The organism is Pseudomonas sp. MM211, from assembly GCF_020386635.1.
Classification (GTDB): domain Bacteria; phylum Pseudomonadota; class Gammaproteobacteria; order Pseudomonadales; family Pseudomonadaceae; genus Aquipseudomonas.
In genome coordinates this window covers 3,031,166-3,054,208 of sequence record NZ_CP081942.1, presented here as the reverse complement: position 1 = coordinate 3,054,208, position 23,043 = coordinate 3,031,166, and the positions used below count along the sequence as shown (strand labels likewise).

At 63.6% G+C, this 23,043-nt stretch carries 24 protein-coding genes; 17 read left to right on the top strand and 7 right to left on the bottom strand.

Translation table 11 applies throughout. The annotated features are described in order from the left end of the window. Positions 1-14: 14 nt before the first annotated feature. From K5Q02_RS13945 to K5Q02_RS13920, 6 genes are all read left to right on the top strand, one after another. Positions 15-884: a branched-chain amino acid ABC transporter permease gene (locus K5Q02_RS13945; RefSeq protein WP_225831444.1), complete on the top strand. Its 870-nt coding sequence runs from the start codon at positions 15-17 to the stop codon at positions 882-884. Continuing rightward, positions 881-3,376, top strand: a complete 2,496-nt coding sequence (locus tag K5Q02_RS13940) for a branched-chain amino acid ABC transporter ATP-binding protein/permease (protein WP_225831442.1) — start codon at positions 881-883, stop codon at positions 3,374-3,376. Before K5Q02_RS13945 ends, K5Q02_RS13940 begins: the two co-directional genes overlap by 4 nt. Next, a complete protein-coding gene (locus tag K5Q02_RS13935) occupies positions 3,373-4,590 on the top strand; it encodes an amidohydrolase family protein (RefSeq protein ID WP_225831440.1) in 1,218 nt (405 codons plus the stop codon). Before K5Q02_RS13940 ends, K5Q02_RS13935 begins: the two co-directional genes overlap by 4 nt. Positions 4,591-4,771: 181 nt before the next feature. Continuing rightward, complete coding sequence (locus K5Q02_RS13930; RefSeq protein WP_225831438.1) at positions 4,772-5,794, top strand: ABC transporter substrate-binding protein; 1,023 nt, start codon at positions 4,772-4,774, stop codon at positions 5,792-5,794. 11 nt (positions 5,795-5,805) lie between these two features. Then, a complete protein-coding gene (locus K5Q02_RS13925) occupies positions 5,806-6,570 on the top strand; it encodes an ABC transporter permease (protein WP_225831436.1) in 765 nt (254 codons plus the stop codon). After that, positions 6,567-7,388: an ABC transporter ATP-binding protein gene (locus K5Q02_RS13920; protein ID WP_225831434.1), complete on the top strand. Its 822-nt coding sequence runs from the start codon at positions 6,567-6,569 to the stop codon at positions 7,386-7,388. The genes K5Q02_RS13925 and K5Q02_RS13920 overlap by 4 nt, the downstream gene beginning before the upstream one ends. Positions 7,389-7,452: 64 nt before the next feature. Here the strand turns inward: K5Q02_RS13920 and K5Q02_RS13915 are convergent, their stop codons facing one another. Next, the gene (locus K5Q02_RS13915) at positions 7,453-8,148 is read right to left on the bottom strand and encodes a GntR family transcriptional regulator (protein WP_225831432.1); all 696 of its coding nucleotides are present in this window, start codon (positions 8,146-8,148) and stop codon (positions 7,453-7,455) included. A gap of 414 nt (positions 8,149-8,562) precedes the next feature. On the opposite strand from K5Q02_RS13915, the gene K5Q02_RS13910 reads away from it, so the two are divergent. The 3 genes from K5Q02_RS13910 to K5Q02_RS13900 are packed head-to-tail and all read left to right on the top strand — an operon-like array spanning position 8,563 to position 10,952. Next, positions 8,563-9,045, top strand: a complete 483-nt coding sequence (locus K5Q02_RS13910; protein WP_225831430.1) for a L,D-transpeptidase family protein — start codon at positions 8,563-8,565, stop codon at positions 9,043-9,045. Between the two features lie 24 nt (positions 9,046-9,069). Next, a complete protein-coding gene (locus K5Q02_RS13905) occupies positions 9,070-10,386 on the top strand; it encodes a PQQ-like beta-propeller repeat protein (RefSeq protein ID WP_225831428.1) in 1,317 nt (438 codons plus the stop codon). 47 nt (positions 10,387-10,433) lie between these two features. After that, positions 10,434-10,952, top strand: coding sequence for an O-acetyl-ADP-ribose deacetylase (locus K5Q02_RS13900; RefSeq protein WP_225831426.1), 519 nt, complete (start codon positions 10,434-10,436; stop codon positions 10,950-10,952). 15 nt (positions 10,953-10,967) lie between these two features. On the opposite strand, the gene K5Q02_RS13895 is transcribed toward K5Q02_RS13900, so the two are convergent. Then, positions 10,968-12,170, bottom strand: a complete 1,203-nt coding sequence (locus K5Q02_RS13895; RefSeq protein ID WP_225831424.1) for an MFS transporter — start codon at positions 12,168-12,170, stop codon at positions 10,968-10,970. Positions 12,171-12,338: 168 nt separating this feature from the next. On the opposite strand from K5Q02_RS13895, the gene K5Q02_RS13890 reads away from it, so the two are divergent. Further along, entirely contained in the window at positions 12,339-13,229 is an 891-nt protein-coding gene (locus K5Q02_RS13890) for a LysR family transcriptional regulator (protein WP_225831422.1), read from the top strand. A gap of 119 nt (positions 13,230-13,348) precedes the next feature. On the opposite strand, the gene K5Q02_RS13885 is transcribed toward K5Q02_RS13890, so the two are convergent. After that, entirely contained in the window at positions 13,349-13,861 is a 513-nt protein-coding gene (locus K5Q02_RS13885) for a GNAT family N-acetyltransferase (RefSeq protein WP_225831421.1), read from the bottom strand. Positions 13,862-13,995: 134 nt separating this feature from the next. Between K5Q02_RS13885 and K5Q02_RS13880 the strand changes: the two genes are divergently transcribed. From K5Q02_RS13880 to zapE, 3 genes are read left to right on the top strand one after another with little or no spacing between them, the layout of a single operon-like run. After that, complete coding sequence (locus tag K5Q02_RS13880; RefSeq protein ID WP_225831419.1) at positions 13,996-14,370, top strand: hypothetical protein; 375 nt, start codon at positions 13,996-13,998, stop codon at positions 14,368-14,370. Beyond that, the gene (locus K5Q02_RS13875; protein ID WP_225831417.1) at positions 14,367-14,564 is read left to right on the top strand and encodes a helix-turn-helix transcriptional regulator; all 198 of its coding nucleotides are present in this window, start codon (positions 14,367-14,369) and stop codon (positions 14,562-14,564) included. Before K5Q02_RS13880 ends, K5Q02_RS13875 begins: the two co-directional genes overlap by 4 nt. A gap of 2 nt (positions 14,565-14,566) precedes the next feature. After that, positions 14,567-15,688 carry a cell division protein ZapE gene (zapE, locus tag K5Q02_RS13870; protein WP_225831415.1) on the top strand — a complete coding sequence of 374 codons (1,122 nt, stop codon included), beginning with the start codon at positions 14,567-14,569 and terminating at the stop codon, positions 15,686-15,688. A 156-nt stretch (positions 15,689-15,844) separates the two neighbouring features. On the opposite strand, the gene K5Q02_RS13865 is transcribed toward zapE, so the two are convergent. The 3 genes from K5Q02_RS13865 to K5Q02_RS13855 form a co-directional block, all read right to left on the bottom strand. After that, the gene (locus K5Q02_RS13865; protein ID WP_225831413.1) at positions 15,845-17,032 is read right to left on the bottom strand and encodes a patatin-like phospholipase family protein; all 1,188 of its coding nucleotides are present in this window, start codon (positions 17,030-17,032) and stop codon (positions 15,845-15,847) included. Positions 17,033-17,056: 24 nt separating this feature from the next. After that, a complete protein-coding gene (locus tag K5Q02_RS13860) occupies positions 17,057-17,977 on the bottom strand; it encodes a lipid A biosynthesis lauroyl acyltransferase (RefSeq protein ID WP_225831411.1) in 921 nt (306 codons plus the stop codon). Positions 17,978-18,047: 70 nt separating this feature from the next. Beyond that, positions 18,048-18,329, bottom strand: a complete 282-nt coding sequence (locus tag K5Q02_RS13855; protein WP_225831410.1) for a DUF2218 domain-containing protein — start codon at positions 18,327-18,329, stop codon at positions 18,048-18,050. A gap of 184 nt (positions 18,330-18,513) precedes the next feature. Between K5Q02_RS13855 and K5Q02_RS13850 the strand changes: the two genes are divergently transcribed. Together K5Q02_RS13850 and K5Q02_RS13845 are read left to right on the top strand one after the other, a co-directional pair. After that, on the top strand, positions 18,514-19,695 hold the full coding sequence (locus K5Q02_RS13850; RefSeq protein ID WP_225831409.1) for an acetyl-CoA C-acetyltransferase: 1,182 nt from the start codon (positions 18,514-18,516) through the stop codon (positions 19,693-19,695). A 76-nt stretch (positions 19,696-19,771) separates the two neighbouring features. Next, positions 19,772-20,065, top strand: a complete 294-nt coding sequence (locus K5Q02_RS13845; protein WP_042552702.1) for a hypothetical protein — start codon at positions 19,772-19,774, stop codon at positions 20,063-20,065. 32 nt (positions 20,066-20,097) lie between these two features. Here K5Q02_RS13845 and K5Q02_RS13840 read toward each other — a convergent pair whose 3' ends face one another. Next, positions 20,098-20,703: a TetR/AcrR family transcriptional regulator gene (locus K5Q02_RS13840; protein ID WP_225831408.1), complete on the bottom strand. Its 606-nt coding sequence runs from the start codon at positions 20,701-20,703 to the stop codon at positions 20,098-20,100. A 111-nt stretch (positions 20,704-20,814) separates the two neighbouring features. Between K5Q02_RS13840 and K5Q02_RS13835 the strand changes: the two genes are divergently transcribed. Further along, entirely contained in the window at positions 20,815-22,017 is a 1,203-nt protein-coding gene (locus K5Q02_RS13835) for an MFS transporter (RefSeq protein WP_225831407.1), read from the top strand. Between the two features lie 33 nt (positions 22,018-22,050). Then, positions 22,051-22,764, top strand: coding sequence for an SDR family oxidoreductase (gene bdcA / locus K5Q02_RS13830; protein ID WP_225831406.1), 714 nt, complete (start codon positions 22,051-22,053; stop codon positions 22,762-22,764). Positions 22,765-23,043: the final 279 nt, after the last annotated feature.

Here is a 23,043-nt window from a genome sequence, read left to right as displayed (position 1 = left end):
GGAGGATTATCGTCATGATCACCGCCGCCATCATCACCGGGCTCGGACTGGGCAGCATGTATGCACTGCTGGCCCTGGGTTTCCATATCACCTACGTGGTTTCGCGTACGGTCAATTTCGCCCAGGGCAGCGCCATGATGGTTGGCGCCGTACTCGGCTACAGCTTCTACATCACTTGGGGCTGGCCACTGTGGCTGGCGGTTCCGGCGACCCTGACGCTGTGCGCCGTCTACGGGCTGATCATCGAACGTTTTCTGGTGCGCCCCTTCCATTCGCGCGGCTCCGAAGCCTGGCTGATGGCGACGGTGGCAGCGGGCATCCTGGTCGACAACCTGGCGCTGTTCACCTTCGGCAAGGAGCCACGGCAGTTCACTTCGGCGCTGGCCAATCAGCATCTAGAGCTGTTCGGCAACAACGTCGGCGTACTGCAGCTGCTGATTCCGGTGGTAGGTGGCGGCATCGCCCTGGCGCTGTTTCTAGTGCGTCGCTACACCCGCCTGGGCAAGGTGCTGGAAGCCTGCGTGCAGAATCCCAAGGCGGCGATGCTGATGGGTATCCGCGTCAATCGCGTGGTGGCCGTGGCCTTTGCCGTGTCGACGGTGTTCGCCGCCATAGCCGGTCTGTTGATCGCCCCGCTGTTCAGCGTGAATGCCGAGATGGGCATGTTGTTCGGCCTCAAAGCCTTCGCTGTAGCGATTCTCGGCGGTATCGCCAGCGCTGGCGGGGTATTCGCCGCCGGCCTGCTGTTCGGTCTGGTAGAGGCGCTGGTGACCATCTATTTCGGTTCGGCCTTTACCCAGTTGTTCACCTTCGCCCTGGTCATTCTGGCCCTGGCGTTGCGCCCCAATGGCCTGTTCGGCAGCAAGACTCTGGTGAAAGTATGACCCTGAAGAATTCGCTGTTCGCCCCCGTTTCCCTCGCCCTGCTGACGCTGGCCTGCATCGCGGCCACGCTGCTGCTCGACAGCTACTCGCTGCTGGTCTTCACCTTCTGCGCGCTGGCCGTGGTAGTTGGCGTGGGCCTGAACATCCTGATCGGCCTGAGCGGGCAGATCTCTTTCGGCCATATCGCCTTCTACGCCATTGGCGCCTATGTCTCGGCACTGCTGACCATGGCCGGCCTGCCCCTGGGCCTGGCGATGATCGCCGCCGGCCTGGCCTGTGGCGCCATTGGCTCGCTGCTGGCGATCCCGGCTCTGCGCGTCAGCGGCCCGTACCTGGCGATGATCACCATTGCCTTCGCCCTGGTGGTGCACCACGGTCTGATCGAATGGCGCTCGCTGACCGGCGGGGCCAACGGCCTGATGGGCATCCCCATGCCGGAAATCGGCAACCTCGACCCAAGCGTGAGCATGGCGCTGATCGCCACCGGCCTGATGATCGCCGCCCTGGCCCTGTTCCAGCGCCTGCGCCACAGCGGCTGGGGCATGGCGATGCGCGCGGTGAAATCCACCGAAATCGCTGCCCGCTCGCTCGGTTTCAACCCGGTACAGACCAAGACCCTGGCTTTCGCCCTGTCCGCTCTGCTCACCGGCCTGGCCGGTTCGCTGGTGGCGCCACTGATGATGTTCATCAACCCGGCCTCCTTCCCCTTCTCGCAGTCGATCCTGTTCGTGCTGGCAGTGATCGTCGGCGGCAGCGGCACCCTGTTCGGCCCGCTGCTCGGCGCTTTGTTGATCGTGCTGCTGCCGGAAATGCTCTCGGATTTCGCTGAATACCGTCTGCTGATTTTCTCGGTGCTGCTGCTCAGCGTGCTCTGGGCTGCACCACGGGGGCTGCTCGGCACCCTGGCCAGCCTGTGGCTGCGGCCAGCTCACCAGAGCGCCCCGGCGGCCTTCGATCAGGTGCAGCTGAGCGCGTTCTTCCAGCAAAACGTCGCCGCCCGCGACGGCCTGCTGGTCAAGGACATCGGCATTCGCTTCGGCGGCGTCCAGGCGGCGCAGAACGTCAGCCTGCAGGCACCACCGGGCAGCATCACCAGCATCATCGGCCCCAATGGCGCGGGCAAGACCACGGTGCTGAACATGATCAGCGGCTTCTACGCACCGGACAGCGGCAGCATCGACCTGGGTCGCCCACTGGCTGGCCTGCCCGCCTGGAAAATCGCCCGAGCCGGCATCGCCCGTACCTACCAGACCACCCAACTGTTCGGTGAGCTGTCGGTGCTGGAAAACCTGCTGGTGGCCATGCAACAGGGGCGCCTGGGCCTGCCCTTCAGTTGCGCCAGCGACAGTCGGCGCCAGCTCGCCCTGCAGTTGCTGACGCTGGTCGGCTACCAGGGTTCGGTGAACACCCCGGCCGATGACCTGGCCCACGTCGATCGGCGCCTGGTGGAAATCGCCCGCGCCCTGGCCACCCGCCCCAGCGTACTGCTGCTCGACGAACCGGCAGCTGGCCTCAGCCGCAGCGACACGGATCGCCTGGCTGGCCTGTTCAGAACCCTCGCCGGGTTCGGCATCGCGGTCATCCTGGTCGAGCACGACATGGGCCTGGTGATGGCCGTGTCCGAGCGCCTGCTGGTGCTCGACGCCGGCAAACCCATCGCCTGGGGCCTACCGGACGAAGTGCGCAAGGACGAGCGCGTCATCGCCGCCTATCTGGGCGGCACCAGCTACCAGGCCACGCCACGGGCCGAAGCCTGGGATGGCTCGCGCGATGCTCGTCTGTACATCAAGGATCTGGTCATCGATTACGGCGCCGCGCCGGTGGTCGAGAAGGTCAATATCGTGGTCAACCCCGGCGAGCTGATCGCCATTCTGGGGGCTAACGGCGCCGGCAAGTCGAGCATCCTGCAGTGCCTGGCCGGGCTGCATAAAGCCAGTGGCGGCAGCATCCTGCTCGACAACGAAAGCATCGAACACGCCGATGCTAGCACCATCGCCGCCCGCGGCCTGGCCCTGGTACCGGAGGGCCGTCAGATGTTCGGCCAGCTCAGCGTGCGTGACAACCTGCTGCTCGGCGGTTACTCACGCAAGGAGGCCTTCGATGCCGATGCGGAAATAGAAGCCATCCTGCGCCGCTTCCCACGCCTGCGCGACCGTATCGACAGCCCTGCAGGCCTGCTCTCGGGCGGCGAACAGCAGATGGTGGCGGTCGGCCGCGGGCTGATGGCCAAGCCGAAAATCCTGCTGCTCGACGAGCCTTCCCTGGGCCTATCGCCAGCCATGATCGGCGAGCTGTACGACGCCCTGGCCGCGCTGCGCGACGAAGGCGTGACCTTGCTGCTGGTCGACCAGATGGCCAACCTCGCCCTGCAGGTGGCCGACCGTGCCTACGTGCTGGAGACCGGGCGCATCGTCAAATCCGGCAGTGCCGAAGCATTGCGTGGCGACCCGGAACTGGAAGCGGCTTACCTCGGCGAAGGAGCGGCAGCATGAGTGCGCTGACCATCATCAACGCCCGTCTCGGCGCTGACACCCAGACGCTGCAGACCCTGTACGTGGAGGACGGCCACTTCGTCAGCGCGCCGAATGCCGCCGCCAAGACCCTCGACCTGAATGGCAAGCTGCTGCTGCCCGGCCTGGTGGAGACCCATATCCATCTGGACAAGGCCTGCATCATGCAGCGCTGCCAGCTCAGCGAAGGCACCCTGGCCGAGGCCATCGCCCAGACCCGCTCGGCCAAGGCCGACTTCACCGAAGCGGACGTCTACCAGCGCGGCGCCCAAGTGCTGGACAAGGCCATCGCCCAGGGCACCACGCACATGCGCACCCACGTCGAGATCGACCCGCAGATCGGCCTGATCGGCTTCAACGCGGTGCGTCGCCTGCAGGCGGATTACGCCTGGGCCATCAGCCTGGAAATCTGCGTATTCCCCCAGGAAGGCATGCTCAACAACCCCGGCACCGAAGGCCTGCTGTGCGAGGCGCTGGCCATGGGCGCCGAGGTGCTTGGCGGTTGCCCCTACACCGATAGCGATCCTGGTGCGCAGATTCGCCGGCTGTTCGAGCTGGCGGTGGAGTTCGACCGTGATCTGGACTTCCACCTGGATTTCGACCTGAACCCCGAAGGCATGACCATCGGCGAGGTGATCCGCTGCACCCATCAGCACGGCTGGGCTGGCCGGGTAACCATCGGCCATGTGACCAAGCTGTCGGCACTGCCCAGGGACACCCTGCTGGCAGTTGCCGAATCGCTGGCCGAGGCCGGCGTGCAGGTCACCTGCCTGCCGAGTACCGACCTGTTCCTCACCGGCCGCGAGCACTTCCACAACCGGCCACGCGGCCTGGCGCCCTTGCAGCATCTGCATGCCTGTGGCGTGACCTGCTCGCTATCGACCAACAACATCGGCAACCCCTTCACGCCCTACGGAGATGCCTCGCTGGTGCGCCAGGCCAACTTGTTCGCCAACGTCAGCCAACTGGCTACCGAGGCCGAGTTGCTGCGTTGCCTGAGCTGGGTGTCGAGTGAGTCGGCACGCCTGTTGCGCCTGCCCGACTACGGCCTGACACCCGGCTGCCGCGCCGACTTCATCGTCTTCGATGCGCCCTCACCGGCCGCCGTGGTAGCGGAGATCAGCCCGCCGCTGATGGGCTACAAGGCCGGCCGCCAGACCTTCGAACGCTCGCAGGCACGCCTGCTGAGGCCGTGATAGCCCACATCACCGCACGCGCCAACCTGGGGCCTGTTGATCGACGCTGCGCAGATATCGCCCCAGTCACGTGTCAAAAAATAATCTAACCAGCTGAATTTTATAAATTTATCAACCTGGAACGGCACGTGCTTGCAGCGATGTACACGCCACATTGCCAATCTGAAAACAGGGAAAACCGATGAAAGACGTCAAACCTGAAAACCATCCGCTTAATCTGGATCGTCGCCAATTGATGAAGTGGCTGGCCGTGACGGGGAGCGCCATGACCCTTGGCGGCCTGCTTCCCGCTGGCGCATTTGCCGCCGATGACGAGGAAATCCGCATCGGCTATTGGCCCATCGTTGGCGGCCTGCCGTTGTATGTCGCCCTGGAGCAAGGTTTTTTCAAGGAAGCGGGGCTGAACGTCAAAGGCGTCAAGTTCTCCAGCCCGCAGCAAATCGTCGAGGGCATGATCACTGGCCGAATCCACGGCTGTGCGAACGGCACCGCGACCGGCGCCCTCGGTCTGGGGGCGATCACCATGCCGGGGCTGTTCAAGATCATCTGCTCCAACCCATCGAACCATCGACTGGTTCTGGATGAATTTCTGGTTCCGCTCAATAGCACTGCGCAGAGCATCAGCGATCTGCAAGGCAAGAAAATCGCCTGTGGCCCGGGCATCCAGAACGTCACGATGGCGAAGATCATTCTGGAAAAAAACGGCTTCAGCGATCCTTCCGTCATCGAACTGCCAGTCGGCCAGCACGCGCCAGCGCTGGCGGCCGGCCAGATCGACGGGGTCTATACCCTGGAGCCGACCGGCACCGTGGGGCGCATGAAGAACCTGTCGCGCACGCTGGAAACCGGCGTCATCTCCAAATACGTACTCGGCAATGCCGACGCGCCCTGGTTCGGTGGTGCCGCCGCACTGAACAGCAGCTTCATCGAGAGCAAGCCGCAACAGACCAAAGCCTTCATCGCTGCCTACCAGAAGGCCGTGGCGTTCATCGCTTCGCAGCCGGAGCAGGCACGCAAGAACATCGTCGGCTACACCAGCATCGAATCCGATCTGGTGAACGAGGTGCCGCTGCCGGGCTTCGTCATGTATTCCGACCTGAAAGGCGACAACCTGCAGTGGTTCCAGAAGTTCTATGACGTGTTCACCGAGCGGAAAATCTTCAGCAAACCGATCGACGTGGCTGCGCTGATCTATCAGGGCTGAGGAGAATCGTCATGACGTCACACTGGTCTTCGCGCCTGCTGCCGCTGATCGGCCCGCTGCTGCTGTTTCTGTTATGGCAACTGGCAGTCAGTGCGCAGTGGCTGAATCCGGTTCTGCTGCCCTCGCCGCTCGAAACGCTGGGCTTCATGTTCCAGTCGTTCGCCGAATCGTCCATGCGCACCGACATCGCCTCGACGCTGTACCGAACGCTGGCCGCGTTCGCTTTCGCAGCCGCGGTTGGGGTGCCGCTGGGCGTCATTCTGGGCAGTAGCGAAAAGGTCTACCGCAGCCTGGAATTTTTGATCGACTTCTTCCGCTCGACGCCCTCCTCGGCGCTGATCCCGCTGTTCATGCTGATATTCGGCATCAGCGATGCGAACAAGATCGCCATCGCCGCATTCGCCGCCGTGCTGGTGATTCTCTTCAACAGCGCCTATGGCGTGATGAACGCCAAGAAAACCCGGCTGATGGCCGCCAAGGTAATGGGCATTTCCCGCTGGCACATTTTCAAGGACATCCTGCTGATGGAAAGCCTCGCGCAAACCTTCGTCGGCTTGCGTACCGGGGTGTCCATCGCCCTGGTGATCGTGATCGTCGCGGAAATGTTCATCGGCTCGGAAAACGGCCTGGGGCACCGGATCATCGATGCGCAACAGGTATTCAACATCAAAGACATGTACGCCTCGATCCTGATCACCGGCGCCCTGGGCTATCTGCTGAACCTGGCGTTCCTGCTGATCGAGAAAAAAACCGTTCACTGGAGTAGCCAGGCATGACGCAAGCTCTTTCCCTCGCCCCAGCCCTCGACAAGCCACAGGTACCCGATGCTGCACCGCGTGCCGATACCCATGTCACCATTCGCGGCTTGAGCAAAGCCTTTGCCGGCCAGCCGTTGTATACCGACCTGGATCTCGATCTGCCGCGCGGCAAGATCGTCTCGACCTTCGGGCCCAATGGCTGCGGCAAGTCGACACTGATGAACATGATCGCTGGGCTGATGCCGATGGATAAAGGCGAGATTCTGTTCGATGGCAAGACGCTCGCCCAAACCAAGATCGGCTACGTGTTCCAGAACTACCGCGATGCGCTGTTTCCGTGGATGAGTGCCCGCGCCAACATCGCCTACCCCTTGGTTCGTCAGGGCATGAGCAAGGCCGATGTGAACGCACGCGTGGATGAGCTGACGCAGATGTTCGATATCCGCTTCGATCTGAATCGTTATCCGTACGAGCTTTCAGGCGGCCAGCAACAGACCGTGTGCATCATGCGGGCGCTGGCGCCGCGCCCGGAAGTGATGTTCCTCGACGAGCCGTTTTCCGCGCTGGACTTCGAGATGACCTTGTTCATCCGCGACAAATTGCAGGAGGTGCAGTTGGCCACCGGCGTCACCATGCTGATCGTTTCTCACGACTTGGAAGACGCGGTATTTCTGGCCGATGAGATCCTGCTGCTGACCCGGCGCCCCACCCAAATTGCCGAAATCGTCCCATTCGATCTGCCCCGACCACGGGGTGCGGAGATCATGAGCCATCCGGAGTTCGTACGGGTCAAGGCCCATACGCTGGAGGTGTTCAGGCGGGAGATGGCGCTATGAGTCGCAACCCGTAGCACAAAGGCGATGATCTGCCGCATTCATGGCAGATCCATGAGGTGCCGCGTTACAGGCCTGCCAGGGCCTGACGCAGGTTGATCTCGGGCTCGGCCTGATCGTCCAGATCCAGCTGGTCTTCGAGCTCGCCCAGGTGCTCGAGCATCACCGCAGCCGCCCGCTCATGGTCGCCGTTCTCCAGGGCGGTGATGATTTGCTGATGCTCGTCCGATGCGCAGGACGGTACGTCATTGCGCTGGTAGAGGGCGACGATCAGCGAACTGCGCACCATCAGGTTGGCGAGGATCTCGCTGAGCACCGAATTGCCGCTGATCTCGCCGAGCATCAGGTGAAACTCGCTCAGCTCGCGAACGATGGCGCGGCGGTCGGTAGCGCTGGTGGCCTTGCGCTCGTTGCTCATGTGCGTGGCCACTCGCTGACGCTGCTTGTGCATGATCGCCGGCGTGATGTTTTCGACGATGGCGCGCTCGATGGCGCGCCGTGCAGCGAAGACTTCGCGCGCCTCCTTGGCGCTGGGCTGAGCGACCATCGCCCCGCGGTTCGGCTCGATGGTGACGACACGTTGCAACGCCAGGCGCTGCAACGCCGCCTGCACATGGTTGCGATTGGCCTGCAGGGTTTCGACGATCTGCGCTTCGATCAGGCGCGTCCCTGGCGGCAAGCGATGCTGAGCGATGGCCTTGAACAACACATCGACGATGCGCTGCACTTCGGCTTGCTTGCTGGTGACGGTCTTCGCAGCCATCTTGTCCTCTGATCCCACGTTGACGAGCCCTGATGGCCCGTCGCGAACGCTACGACTGACGCATTATCCGCCAGCCCATGGGTTGGGTAAATACGCCATGGCGACCTGATTCGCTAGCGCTGTCTAAATCGCCGCCGGCTTATGACAAGGATGGGTAACGCCTAGGCCGAATGGGCCGCTGCAGTGCTCAAGACGGAATGTTGCTAGCGATAAGCACACTCCATGCTAACAACAAGACCTGCAGTGTTACGGCGTCCGCCTGGAACGAATACCTGCCACTACGCTCTACCTTGGCGCGAATGCGATGCAGTTGGCGCCCTGCAGATTCCTGGCCAGCTAGACTGCTGACTGGATTAGCGCGCAAAACCCTCCGGCAACGCGAGAATGACCCTCCCCAATTCACCGCAGGCCCCCATGAAACCTGTTCTGCTTCTCTGTCTGCTGCTGTGCTGTGGCACAGTTCTCGCCACACCCAAGGCCGATGCCGTGCGCGTCGACAAGAGCGCGCGCACCCTGCAACTGATTGCCGAGGGCAAACCTTTCGCGACGTTCGATGTGGTGTTCGGTGCCAATCCCGATGGCCACAAACAGCAGGAAGGCGATGAGCGCACCCCGGAAGGACGCTATACCCTGGATTACAAGAAAGCCGACTCGGGTTACTACAAGGCCATCCATGTGTCCTATCCGAACGCTGCAGACGTGGCGAATGCGCGCTCGCGCGGTGTGGATCCCGGTGGCCTGATCATGATCCACGGCCAACGCAACGGCTGGGGCTGGTGGTCATGGCTGACCCAGCGTTTCGACTGGACCAATGGCTGTATCGCCGTTGACGATGCCTCGATGGAAACCATCTGGCAGGCCGTCGACGCTGGCACACCGATTGAAATTCTGCCCTGAGCAATGGCGTCGAAGGAGCGCTCTATGAAGACTCTAACCCCCCAACAGCAATGGCAAGCCGCCGTGCTCGACTACGCCCGGCAGGTCAATCGCTATGTCGAACAGGGTCTCAGCCAAGGCTGGGACGGCCTGAAGGAACCGCAACTGGTAGCGACCGAGCACCTGCTGCCGGCCCTGCTGGAGGCGTTGCAGGCCGCCAATGAGACGAATGCGGATGACGCCAGCCACGCCAACTTCCGTACCGACTGGCCACCAGCCCATCTGCCACTGGTGCCCCTGCTGGATGAGCAGGCCCAGGCGATCAGCGCCCTCGCCCTTCTCGAAGACGGCAGCCTGCTGGCACGTGTCGGCAGCGCCTACGAGCGTGGACGCCTGGTGCACATTCACGGCAACCAGTGGCACGACGTGATCGGCATCGACTTTTTCGGGCGCTGCCCGGCACGCCGTTATTTCGCCTTTTCCAAGGCATCGGGCATCAGCGTGCACGATGGCTGGGCCGGCCCGCAGGTCGCCCAGTTCGCCTGGCCCACGGGGCTGGAAGGCTTGCCTGAGGATGCCGGACTCGAGGCGCTGGAACACCCTCCAACACCAACCGCGCTGATCCCCTTCCCGGATGGTCAGCGTGTGCTGCTGGTCAGCTCGGATGGCATCTTCGTGCTGGCCAAGGACGGAACCACGCGCCTGCTGCCGCGCCCGGCGGATATCTGCGACGACCTGCACAAAGGCACCCCCGCCGACGACATCGTTCTGGGGCTGTCCATGGAGCACGGCGCCGTATCCGCTGATGGCCGCTGGATCGCGGTGGGCGAGCAATGTGGCAGTCATCTGGTGTTCGACAGCGCCCTGCAGCTGGTCGCCGAAGTAGGCCCGGCAGGCGAGTATCCGCATTTCGCCCTGTTCAATGGCCGCAGTGACCGCCTGATACTCAATGCCTGCCATTTCTACAACGGCGCGACCCTGAGCGTCGCCGTGGCCGACCTGCCCGGCATGCAGACCGACTTCTATAGCGACGATGAACGCACTCCGGTCGTGCAGGACGGTGCGCGGGTGTACGCCGGTGTCTCCCGTGGCGATACCTTCATCGTCGGAGATGCCTACGGCTATCTGCGGGCCTTCGACGAACAGGGCAGCGAGCGTTGGCAGCATTACATCGGCTCGACCATCTGTGCCATGGACCTGTCGGCCGACGGCAATACCCTGGCCGTGTCCAGCTATGCCGGTTTCGTCTGCCTGATCGATCTGGACGCCGGGCGCCCGGCCTGGCAGATCGGTACCGGCGAGCATCAGGAACGGCAGCGCTGGCTGTTCTGGAAAGGCCAGAGCAAACCGCTGCTCTGGTGAGCCATGCCCCGTCACCAGCGTTCCAACCTCGACCAGGAAACCCGACCATGCCCGCCACCCTCACCGCTCTGCAGGGCGACATCACCAGACTGGACGTGGATGCCATCGTCAACGCGGCCAACTCCTCGCTGCTCGGTGGTGGCGGCGTCGACGGGGCGATCCATCGCGCCGCCGGCAGCGAGCTGGTGCACGAGTGTCGGCTACTCGGTGGCTGCAAGACCGGTGAAGCCAAACTGACCAGGGGTTACCGCCTGCCCGCCCGCTTCATCATCCACACGGTCGGCCCGGTATGGCGTTCCGGCGACCAGGGAGAGGCGCAGCTGCTCGCCTCCTGCTACCGCAACGCGCTGCGCCTGGCGGCCGAAAAAGGGCTGAGCAGCATCGCGTTCCCCAGTATCAGTACCGGCATCTACGGCTACCCGATCGACCAGGCGGCGCGAATCGCCGTCACCACGGTGCGGGCCGAATGGGCCGACCATCCAGGTATCGATCAGGCGGTGTTTTGCTGCTTTTCGGCCGGCGATCTGGCGGTGTATCAGCAGGCTCTTACGGAGCCGAACGCCTGACCATCCTCGTTGGGCCTAACCGGCGCGAGCGAAGCCGCGTTCGCGGGCCATGAAGATGACCAGCCATGCCAGCAGCGCCAAACCAGCGGTTCCCCATGGCAGCGCTGCGGCCCCCAGGCTCTGCAGGAACACGCCACCGCATAACCCGCCCCCGGCGATGCCGAGATTCCAGGCGGTCACGCACATCGATTGCGCAACATCGGCATCGTCGCCCGCTGCGCGAATCGAGGCGGTCTGAAACAGCGTGGGAACACCGCCGAACGCCAGGCCCCAGGCGGCCACTCCGGCATAAATCAGCATCGAAGAAGAGCCGCTTACAGCCAGCATCACACAAGCCAGCGCCAGCACAACCGCACTCATCAGGCTCAGCAACCGCAACCAGCGGTCGATCAGCATGCCGGTCAGCCAGATGCCCAACAGCGCTGCCAGGCCAAACGCCAGCAGCACCCGATCCACTTCCGCGAGCATGCCGAGTGGAGCCAGAAACGCGGCGATATAGGTGTAGAACAGGTTGTGAGCCAGCACATAGATGAGGATGACGAACAGCACCGGGCGCACGCCGGGCAGGCGCAACACCCGCCCAATCGGCAGCGGACTGGCACTGCGCTGCCCAGGAAAGTCCGGCAGGCTGATGCGCCCCCAGGCCAGCAGAATCAGGGTCAGCAAACTCATCAGCACGAAGGTGTAACGCCAACCGAACGTATTGCCGAGAAAGGTGCCTGCCGGCACGCCGAGCGATAGTGCCAACGGCGTACCGACCATGGCCACCGCAATGGCCCGCCCCTGAAGATGGGGCGCCACCATACGCGCTGCATACCCGGCGACCAGCGCCCACAGCAGACCGGCAAACACCCCGGCGAAAAACCGCGCGACCAGCGTCAGCGGATAATGGCTGGACAGCGCGGTGACAAGATTGACGACCGCGAACCCGCCGATGGCGATCAGCAGCAGCGGTCGCCGCCGCCAGTGGCGGGTCAACATCACCAGCGGTATGGCCGCCAGCAGGGAACCCAGCGCGTAGAGCGTGACCATCTGCCCAACCATGGCCTGGCTGACGCCCAGATCCGCGCTCAGTTGCGGTAACAGTCCTGCTGGCAGTGCCTCGGTAAGGATGGTGATAAATCCAGCCCCCGCCAGCACCAGCAAACCGTTCAGGGGCAAGCGCTCGCGCTCGGTAGCTACCTGGCTTGCAGGCAGAGAATGTTCGTCTGTGTACATGGAGAATCGCCCGTAACGGTCTCGGCGCAGCGGAAAGCGGCCAATCGAACCGAGCAGCAGGTTAGGCAGCGGCGCGTTCGAGAAAAACAGGCTAAGGTTCGCAACTTAGCGGACACTTCTGTCCTCAATCCAACGCCCTTGCAGTCTGGGCCCATGACGGAATCCAGGATGGACAACCTCAGCGGTATCGGCGTGTTCGTGCAGGTGGCCAACACCCGCAGCTTCACCGAAAGCGGTCGCCTGCTCGGCATTTCCTCTTCGGCAGTCGGCAAGAGCATCGCCCGACTGGAACAGCGGCTGGGCATCCGCCTCTTTCACCGCAGCACCCGCAGCATGACGCTGACGGCCGAGGGGCAGCGTTTTCTCGAGCGCTGCCGGCGCGTGCTGTGCGAGCTGGAGGCGGCGCAACTGGAACTCAGCAGCGCTGCCCTGGGGCCCAGTGGACGCTTGCGCATCAGCATGCCGCGTGTCGGTGAGCTGGTCATGCCGGTGCTGATCGACTTCATGCAGCGCTATCCGCAGATCGAACTGGATATCGACCTCTCCAACCGCATGGTGGACGTTTTCGAAGAAGGCTTCGATGCAGTGATCCGCACCGGCCCCATGCAGGACTCGCGGCTGACCGCCCGGCAGCTCGGCAGCTTTGCCCAGCGACTGGTGGCCAGCCCGGATTATCTGCACAGCCACGGCACGCCCCAGCAACCGGCGGATCTGCTCGAACATGCCTGTCTGATGTACCGCTTCCACGCCAGCGGCAAACTTGATCGCTGGCCGCTGCGCGGCGCCAATGCGGATCTGGAGAGCGCGCTCAAACAACGGGTGATCTGCAATACCCTCGACAGCCTGCTGCGGGTCACCCGTTCCGGCCTGGGAATCGCCTGCCTGCCGGACTTCCTGATCGCCGAAGACATCGCCGCTGGCCGCCTGCAGCCGGTACTGGCCGATCACATGGAACATGGCGGCGCGTTCTGGATGCTCTGGCCCAACAGCAAATATGCGCTGCCCAAACTGCGGGTGTTCATCGATCACATGACCACAACACTATTCAGCAAGCCCTGAACGTGGCGGGTGGGTGGCTGAAACGAGGCGCGTTATGGCTAGCGAATTATGACCGCTGGTGGGCTGAAGCGGATCGCCGCCCGGCCCACCCTACGGCGATGTCTCCGGTAGGGTGGGCCTTAGCCCACCAAAGGCTCCTTCAGTACAAGGCGCATACGCTGCGGCTGATCGCGGTGCCCGGCCGGCAGCTGGCAGGTCGGCAAGTCTTCGACCCAGAAGAAGCCGTATAGCCGATAAAGGGCCAGGGCTGCGTGATTGGACTTGAACACGTTCAATTCGATACAGCGCATGCCCTGCTCCCGGCAATGATCGATCACCCTTTCCAGCAAACGCCGACCCAGTCCCTGGCGTCGCCAATTGGCGTGTACCTGCATGCCGAGGATGCCCACGGTCGCATCGCCCTCGGGCCGGCAGTAGCTGTCGGGGTAGGCTTCGGCGGTAGCGACGATGCGTCCTTCATGCTCGATCACATAGACCGCCCAGCCGTTGTCGTCCGCCCGCTCCAGGGCGCGGGCGATGACGGCCTTGGGCGGTGCATTCGGGCGCGTCGAGTACAAGCCTTCTGCCGCTACTTGGCTGAACAGCTCATGGAAGGCGTCGAGGTCAATCAGGCGAATCTTGCGTGGCTGCATGCTCGGTTCATCTTGCCAATCGTCCCCCATGCTAAGCGAAACCGCGCCAGTCTCACAGCCAAATGTAAAGCGAACTTGACTCACGAAAAGACCGTCGCTAATGTAAAGCTTACTTTCCACATCAGGAATGCGTCATGAGCCAGAACCGTTTTCCCGTCCACTTCGCCCTGGCGATGGTTGCCTATGTAATCGCGGTGATCATCAGCAGCCTGTTGCTCGGCACGGTTGCGGACGGAGCGTTGCGTACCCTGTGCGCGCTGATTCCCATTGCCCCACTGATCGCCGTCGCCGTCACAGTGATTCGCCAGGTTCGTCAGCTCGATGAACTGGCCCGCGCCATCCATCTGGAAGCGTTGGCCATGGCTTTCGTGGGTACAGCCCTGATCACCTTCAGCTACGGCTTTCTGGAGACCGCCGGCTTCCCACGCCTGTCGATGTTCTTCGTGTGGCCGGTACTGGCCTCCCTGTGGGCACTGGGTTCGGTGATCGCCTGGAGACGCTACCGGTGATCAACCATGTACGTGAACGGCGCAACGAGCGAGGCTGGTCACAGGCTGATCTCGGCGCGAAGCTGGGCGTCTCGAGACAGACCATCAACGCCATCGAGACCGGCCGCTACGACCCCAGCCTGCCCCTCGCCTTCAAGATCGCCCGGCTGTTCGAGTCACGCATCGAAGACCTGTTCCAGGCACCCGAGGAGTGAGCATGCCAGCAGCTGAACACTCACCCCTGCAGCGTTATCTGCATGCCGTCGAGCACCAGGGCTTCGCTCCCGACGCTGCCCAGTTGCAGGCCGCGCACCTGCTCCAGGCCTGCCATGAAGCCCTGCATGCAGCGCCAGCGCAAACGCCACAAGGGGTCTATCTGTGGGGCCCGGTGGGGCGTGGCAAGACCTGGCTGATGGACAGCTTCTACCACTCGCTGCAGGTTCCAGCTCGGCGTCAACACTTCCACCATTTCATGCGCTGGGTGCACCGGCGCCTGTTCGAATTGAGCGGCACCGCCGAGCCGCTCGCGGTGCTGGCCCGCGAGCTGGGTGCGGAAATTCGTGTGCTGTGCTTCGATGAGCTGTTCGTCAGCGACATCGGCGACGCGATCCTGCTCGGTCGCTTGTTCGGCTCGCTGTTCGATGAAGGCGTGGTACTGGTCGCCACGTCCAACCAGCCGCCGGATCAGTTGTACGCTGGTGGCCACAATCGCGAGCGTTTCCTGCCGGCGATAGCCGCGCTGCAGCGACACATGCAGGTGGTCGCCGTGGATGGCAACCAGGATCATCGTCAGCACCCAGGCCAGCACTGCCAGCGCTACTGGGTTCGCGAGCCGGGCCAGCCCAGCGCCCTGCCCGCGCTGTTCGATTCGCTGAGTGGCGGCGAAACCGCCAGCCACGAAGCGTTGGCCCTCAACCACCGATTGATTGGCGTACAACGTCACAGCGACACGGTGCTGCATTGCAGCTTCGAGCAGCTCTGCGTGCAGCCTCTCGCCGCCCAGGACTTCATCCTGCTGTGCGACCGTTTCACGGCCATTTTGCTGGGTGACGTGCCAGCCCTCAGTGCTCAGCAGCGCCCCGCGAAGATCGCCCGCGGCACCGAAGATGCCGCCGAGCGGGTGGTGGCCGGTGACCGTCATCTGCCGGCGCTGTCAATTCACGATAACGCCGTGCGCCGCTTCATCGCCCTGGTGGACGAGTGCTACGACCGCCGCGTGCCGCTGTATCTGGAAGCCGAAGTGGCCCTTGAAGCGCTGTACACCGAAGGCTACCTGTCCTTCGCCTTCCGCCGCACTCTGAGCCGGCTGCAGGAAATGCAGATGCAGCGCTTCGGGTGATGGAGAGCGTGCCGAGTTGTGGATGGCACCAACGCTCCAGCGTGGGTGTACAGGCCAGGGCGCTCCGCGCCCGTTTTAGCCAAGCTGCGGTATTCGAAAGCGGACAAATAGCGTCCAGGAGGTAATCCCACACAGAGCGTGAGAGCGATGCGCTGCCTACCCTTGCGCGACCGTTGGCTCGATGCCGAGGAAGGCGCATAGCTCGGCCTTCTTGGCCATGGCGTCCTGGTAGCCCAGCTCGATCAGTTCGCTGCAGTAGCCGGGTTCGAACAGCAGGTAGCTCAGCACCCCGCCACCGCCATCGCGGGTCGCGCCGGGGCCGCGCAGGAACAGGCGCAACGCGGCAGGCATTTCGCGACGATGGCGGGCGGCGATCACGTCCAGTGGCTGGCTGGGGGAAATCACCAGCACCTCGACCGGCGTCAGGCCATAGGCACGGCTGCGCTGCTCGGCGGGCACCAGCCGACCCAGCTGGTTGAGGCGCCCCAGCAGCTCGACATCGCTCTCGACGTTATCGATGAAAGTGCTGTTGAGCATGTGCCCGGCGATCTGCGCCAAGCTGGGCATGCTGCCGGCCGGCCGTGGAGCTGCGGCACCGGCGCTGTTCTGATCGCCCACCGGATTGCCGCTCACCCCCACCACCAGCACCCGGGTGGCGCCAAGGTGCAGTGCCGGGCTGATCGGTGCCATCTGCCGCACTGCGCCATCGCCGAAGTATTCGCGGTTGATCTTCACGGGCTCGAAGATCAGCGGAATGGCGGTACTGGCCAGCAGATGGGGCAGCGCCAGACGGGTCGGTACGCCGACACGACGATGGCGAAACCAGGGATCGATGGCCGCCCGCCCCTGATAGAAGGTCACCGCCTGGGCCGACTCGTAACCAAAGGCCGTGACCGCCACCGCACGCAACTGGCGATGACGTATCGCGGCAGCGATGCCGGAGAAGTCCAGTTCGCGTTCGAGCAACCCGGCCAGCGGCGAACTGTCGAGCAGCGCCACCGGCACCTGCTTGCCCAGGCCAAGCATGCTGTGGCCGACGAAACGGCTGGCCTGGCGCAGCACGCCGGGCCAGTCGCTGCGATACACCTGATCGGTGTGAAAGCTGCGCCACACGGTGCTCAGTCGGCGCACCGCCTCGCGGAAATGCAGAGCACCGCAGGCCAGGCTGACCGCATTGATGGCACCCGCCGAGGTGCCGACGATGACCGGAAACGGATTGCCTGACGAATCAGGCAGCAGATCGGCAATCGCCGACAGCACGCCGACCTGATAGGCAGCGCGAGCGCCACCACCGGAGAGAATGAGGCCAGTGGTGGACGGCTCGCTGCGGGCATCCTGCGTCATCGGGTCGATTCCAATTCGAGGTTGTCAGTAGAGCTTGGGCTCGCCTGGTGGACGGGTCTTGAAGCGGCGGTGCGCCCACAGGTACTGCGTCGGGCAGGTGGCGATGGCTTCCTCGACCCAGGCATTGACGCGCAGGCAATCGGCTTCCTCGGTCTCGCCGGGAAAGTCTGCGAGCGGCGGGTGAATGGTCAGGCGATAGCCCTGGCCGTCCGGCAGGCGCTGCTGGGTGAACGGCAGCACGATGGCGCGGCCCAGGCGGGCGAACTTGGTGGTCGCCGTGACCGTCGCGGCCTGCACGCCGAACAGCGGCGCGAACAAGCTCTGCTTGGGGCCGTAATCCTGATCCGGCGCGTACCAGATCGCCCGGCCGCCACGCAGCACCTTGATCATGGCGCGCACGTCTTCACGCTCGATGGCGGTGGCATCCAGATTGTGACGCTCGCGCCCGCGCCGCTGCACGAAGTCGAACAGCGGATTGCGATGCTCACGGTACATGCCGTCGATGGTGTGCACCTGGCCGAGCAACGCGGCGCCGATCTCCAGGGTGGTGAAATGTATCGCCATGAGGATCACACCCTGCCCTTGGGCCTGGGCATGCTGCAGGTGTTCGATGCCTTCGATGTGGGCCAGTTGCGCGAGCTTTTCGCGGGGCCACCACCAACTCATGGCCATCTCGAAAAAGGCGATGCCGGTGGAAGCGAAATTTTCCTTCAGCAGTCGCTCGCGCTCGGCGGCGGACATCTGTGGAAAGCACAGTTGCAGGTTACGCGTGGCAATGCGTCGCCGGGAACCGGCCACCCGGTACATCAGCCAGCCAAGGCCACGCCCCAGGCGCAGCAAGGCGCCATAAGGCAATTGCACGATCAGCCACAAAAGACCCAGCCCCAGCCATAACGGCCAGAAGCGTGGGTGAAGGAAGGAGCGACGAAATACGGGACGATCCATTGACGATCCTGGACAGCGTTCAAAGCCGCTTAGTCTAACAGCTCGGTCGGCGATGATGCTCCACCGCCATTCAACGCTGCCAGCTGATGTGCAGCGTTTCTCCGACGACCATGCGCTGCATGTGATCGGCCACCACGGGCTCCAACTGCTCCAGAGTGGCCGCGTCCGGTGCCTCGATGAGCACCTCCAGGCCGCCCTCCACCACCGCCAGGGTGCAACGCGCCGGGTCGAAGAAGATCTCGCCACGGGTTTCGTCGAAGCTCACCTGAAACTTGTGGCTCCAGTGCCGACACAAACGGGTCACGCAGCGCACGGCATGTTCGGTGGTAACCGTCGCACGGGATTCGGGCATGGCAGGGCTCCTGATCGATAGGCTGTTGGCGAGGCGGGAAATCTAGCACGCCGCCTCGCTGCTCGGCATGCGGCATTGTTGATCCATACGATCGAAAAGCCTGGACTTGCATGCCGGTCGACCCGGCGTCAGGATCGTACCCAGCCAATAACAATACCCGCCCCGTCACGGCCAGGAGAACCCCATGCAAGATGTCGTCATCGTCGCCGCCACCCGTACCGCCATTGGCAGTTTCCAGGGGGCGCTGGCGGATGTTCCGGCCACCGAACTGGGCGCGGCGGTGATCCGTCGCCTGCTCGAGCAGACCGGCCTGGATGGCAATCAGGTCGATGAAGTGATCCTCGGCCACGTGCTCACCGCTGGCGCCGGGCAGAACACCGCCCGCCAGGCTGCCATCACTGCCGGCCTGCCTCATGCCGTACCGGCCCTGACGCTCAACAAGGTCTGCGGCTCCGGCCTCAAGGCACTCCATCTCGGTGCCCAGGCGATTCGCTGCGGCGACGCCGAAGTGATCATCGCCGGCGGCATGGAAAACATGAGCCTGGCGCCCTACGTGCTGCCCAAGGCACGCACCGGATTGCGCATGGGCCATGGCCAACTGATCGACAGCATGATCAGCGACGGCCTGTGGGATGCCTTCAACGATTACCACATGGGCATCACCGCCGAGAACCTGGTGGACAAGTACGCGATCAGCCGTGAGGCCCAGGATGCCTTCGCGGCAGCCTCCCAGCAGAAAGCCCTGGCAGCCATCGAGTCCGGGCGTTTCGCCGACGAGATCACCCCGATCCTGATTCCCCAGCGCAAAGGCGATCCCGTCGCTTTCGCCACCGACGAGCAGCCCCGCACGGGCACCACGGCAGAAACCCTGGCCAAGCTGAAACCGGCCTTCAAGAAAGACGGCAGCGTCACCGCCGGTAACGCCTCGAGCCTCAATGACGGCGCGGCCGCGGTGCTGCTGATGAGCGCAAGCAAAGCGCAGAGTCTGGGGCTGCCGGTGCTGGCGCGGATCAAGGCGTACGCCAACGCCGGCGTCGACCCGGCGATCATGGGCATCGGCCCGGTATCGGCCACCCGCCGCAGCCTGGACAAGGCTGGCTGGTCTCTCGATCAGCTCGACCTGATCGAAGCCAACGAAGCCTTCGCCGCCCAGGCGCTTTCGGTGGGGAAAGAACTCGGCTGGGATGCCAGCAAGGTCAACGTCAATGGCGGTGCCATAGCCCTCGGCCACCCGATCGGCGCCTCCGGTTGCCGCGTGCTGGTTACTCTGCTGCACGAGATGCTCAAGCGTGACGCCAAGAAAGGTCTGGCCACCCTGTGCATCGGTGGCGGTCAGGGCGTGGCGCTGCTGCTCGAGCGGGATTGAACACGGTGAGCGGTTGGGCCTGCCACTTCAGGGCCGGTTCGCGATACGATCAGGCTCCATCCCGACGAATCTGCCCATGAACGATTTCCCGACCCTCCACTATCTGTTCGCCGAATGCCGCAAAACCTGCCCGCAGCGCCCGGAAGTCACGGCCATCGTGCTCTTCGCCCTGCTCTGCGAGGATGACGACGTGGTGTACCTGGAAATCAGATACACCGACTACGCCAGCGGCCAGTCCGAAGGTGACCACCTCTGGCTGTCATTGGAGGAGGCAATGGACTCCGCTCTGGAGGATCACGGCATTGCCGAGGATGACTGGCGAGCGCTGTCGACCCGGGAGATCGCCCGCATAGACCGCACCATCGAGTAACGGACAGGGCTCACAGCCCAAAGTGGTCGACGCTAGCGTCGGCAGCCGTCCCACAGTTTCATGATCTGACCGACCGCAGCATCCAGCGCCACATGTTCGATGCCGTCGCGAGCCAGGGTAGAAAGCCCCAGCAGAAAGCTGTCGAACGCCGACGTCAGTGCCTGTACATCGGTATCGGCCGCCAGCTCACCGTCGGCGATTGCCCGCTCGATACAGGCACGTAATCCCTTGCGCGTGCGATCGCGAACCTCGCTCAGCACCGTCGCCCCCTGCTCCGGCGTGCACACGCCGATCACCCCGAGGGCCACCATGCAGCCCCGCGGGTGCCCCGTCTCGCATTGCATGCTGGCCGAGCGGCGCAGCGTCAGCTCGACGGCATCGCGTGCCGACAGATCGCTGTCGAAGAGACTCTCGGTAACCCGCCCGTGAGTGCTCATGTACCGCTCAACCACCTCATCGAACAGCGCCTCCTTGGAACCGAAAGCCGCATAGAAACTGGGTGCTGAGATACCACCACCGATCCCGGCCTTGAGCTGGCTCAGGGATGTAGCCTGATAGCCATGCTCCCAGAAAAGGTGCATTGCCTGAACGATTGCCGCATCGCGGTCGAATGTGCGTGGGCGCCCCATCTGTGCCATGCCTCTTCCTCCTGCTTGATGACATAAATACTAATCGATACAAAAGTCGTTGACCATGGGTCTCTGCCAGCTTACATTTGTACCAATCGTTATATATATGAGAAGCAGCCCATGACCGATTCCTCGAAAACCGATTCACTTCCCGTTTCAGCGCTTTTGGCTCTGGCGATGACAGGCTTCATCTGCATCCTCACCGAAACCCTGCCGGCTGGCCTGCTACCGGAAATCAGCGCGGGCCTCGAGGTTTCCCCGGCCCTGGCCGGGCAGCTGGTCACCCTCTATGCCCTGGGTTCGCTGCTGGCCGCGATCCCGCTGACCATCGCCACCCAGGGCTGGCGGCGGCGCAATGTATTGCTGCTGTCGATCATCGGTTTTCTAGTGTTCAACTCGATCACCGCCTGGTCATCGGACTATGTACTGACACTGGTTGCGCGCTTCTTCGCCGGCATGGCGGCAGGGCTGGCCTGGAGCCTGATCGCTGGTTACGCCCGTCGTATGGTCGCTCCGCACCAGCAGGGCCGAGCCCTGGCGCTGGCCATGGTGGGTACGCCCATCGCCCTTTCCCTCGGTGTGCCGATCGGCACTTGGCTTGGTGGCATGGTGGGCTGGCGCACCGCCTTCGGGCTGATGTCCCTGCTCAGCATCGGGCTGATCGTCTGGGTGCTCGTCAAGGTACCGGACTACCCCGGGCAATCGCGAACCCAGCGCATCGCCCTGCGTTCGGTACTGCTGACGCCCGGTGTGCGCCCCGTTCTCGCCGTAGTGCTGACCTGGATGCTCGCCCACAACATGCTCTACACCTACATCGCCCCCTTCGTCGCGCCCGCCGGGCTGGGTAATCAGATCGATGTCGTCCTGCTGACCTTTGGCGTCGCCGCCCTGGCGGGTATCTGGATTACCGGCCGGCTGGTTGATCGCCATCTGCGCCAGGCAGTACTCACCAGCCTTGCCACCTTCGCCCTGGTCGCCCTGCTGTTCGGCCTGCATGCCGAATCGGTCGCCGTGCTCTACGTCGGCGTGTTCGTCTGGGGGCTGACCTTCGGGGGTGCGGCCACCCTGCTGCAAACGGCTCTGGCCGACGCCGCCGGCCCTGGCGCCGACGTGGCGATGTCGATGAACGTAGTGATCTGGAACAGCGCCATCGCCGGCGCGGGCCTGACCGGCGGCGTGCTGCTCGGCCAGTTCGGCGTCGGCGCCTTCCCTTGGGTGATGCTGGCCCTGCTGCTGATCGCCCTGTGGATCGCCTCGGCGGCCAACCGCCACGGTTTCCCGTCCGGACAGCGACGCAGCGATGTGGTCGTCGCCGGACACTGATCACCCACCTTTGCCAATCAGGAGATAACCACCATGTCCCATTCAGATCGCAAATCCGTTCTGGTACTCGGCGGTAGCCGCGGTATCGGTGCCGCCATCGTGCGCCGCTTCGCCAGCGATGGCGCGCAGGTAATCTTCACCTACGCCAACTCGGCGGCACCGGCAACGCAGCTGGCAGAGGAAACGGGTAGCCGCGCCGTGCAAGTGGACAGCGCCGATCGTGCAGCCCTGACTACCCTGATCGACGGCCTCGGGCCCATCGACGTGCTGGTGGTCAACGCCGGCGTGTTCGTCGCGGGCGACCCGCTGGAGCTGGATGCCCAAGCCATCGACCAGCTCTTCACCATCAATATCAACGCGCCCTACCATGCAGCGGTCAGTACAGCGCGGCAAATGCCAGCCGGCGGCCGCATCATCCTGATCGGCTCGAACATCGCCGACCGCTCAGCGATGCCGGGCATGGCCGCTTATGGCGCCAGCAAGGCCGCATTGAGTGGCATGGTCAAGGGACTGGCAAGGGATTTCGGCGCGCGGGACATCACCGTCAACGTCGTGCAGCCAGGCCCGACCGATACCGAGATGAACCCGGCCGACGGCCCGCTGAACGAGCTGATGCACAGCTTCATGGCGATCAAGCGACACGCCCGCAGCGATGAGATCGCCAGCATGGTGGCCTGGCTGGCGGGTGCCGAAGCCGGGCTGGTGAGCGGAGCGGCGCTGACCATAGACGGTGGCTTCGCGGCCTGACCACAGCGGCCTGGCGCGAAATTGCCGCCAGGCCTCTTTAGGGCACCTCTAAAAGCTACCTGCGTTGTCACCGCTGCGTTAAAAACAGGCTCAGAATGCTCATTTACAGCCCGTAAACTGCGCTTCTTCGCCTGTTTTTGCCTTGCGCTGACTGCCTCGCTAACGTTTTTAGAGGTGCCCTTTAGCCACGGATGGGCAGCGCGGCCTCGGCAAATCTCTCAAAATGTTTCAAAGATGAAAAATATTTCCGAGCATGCCGTCTTTAAACCACATGTACTT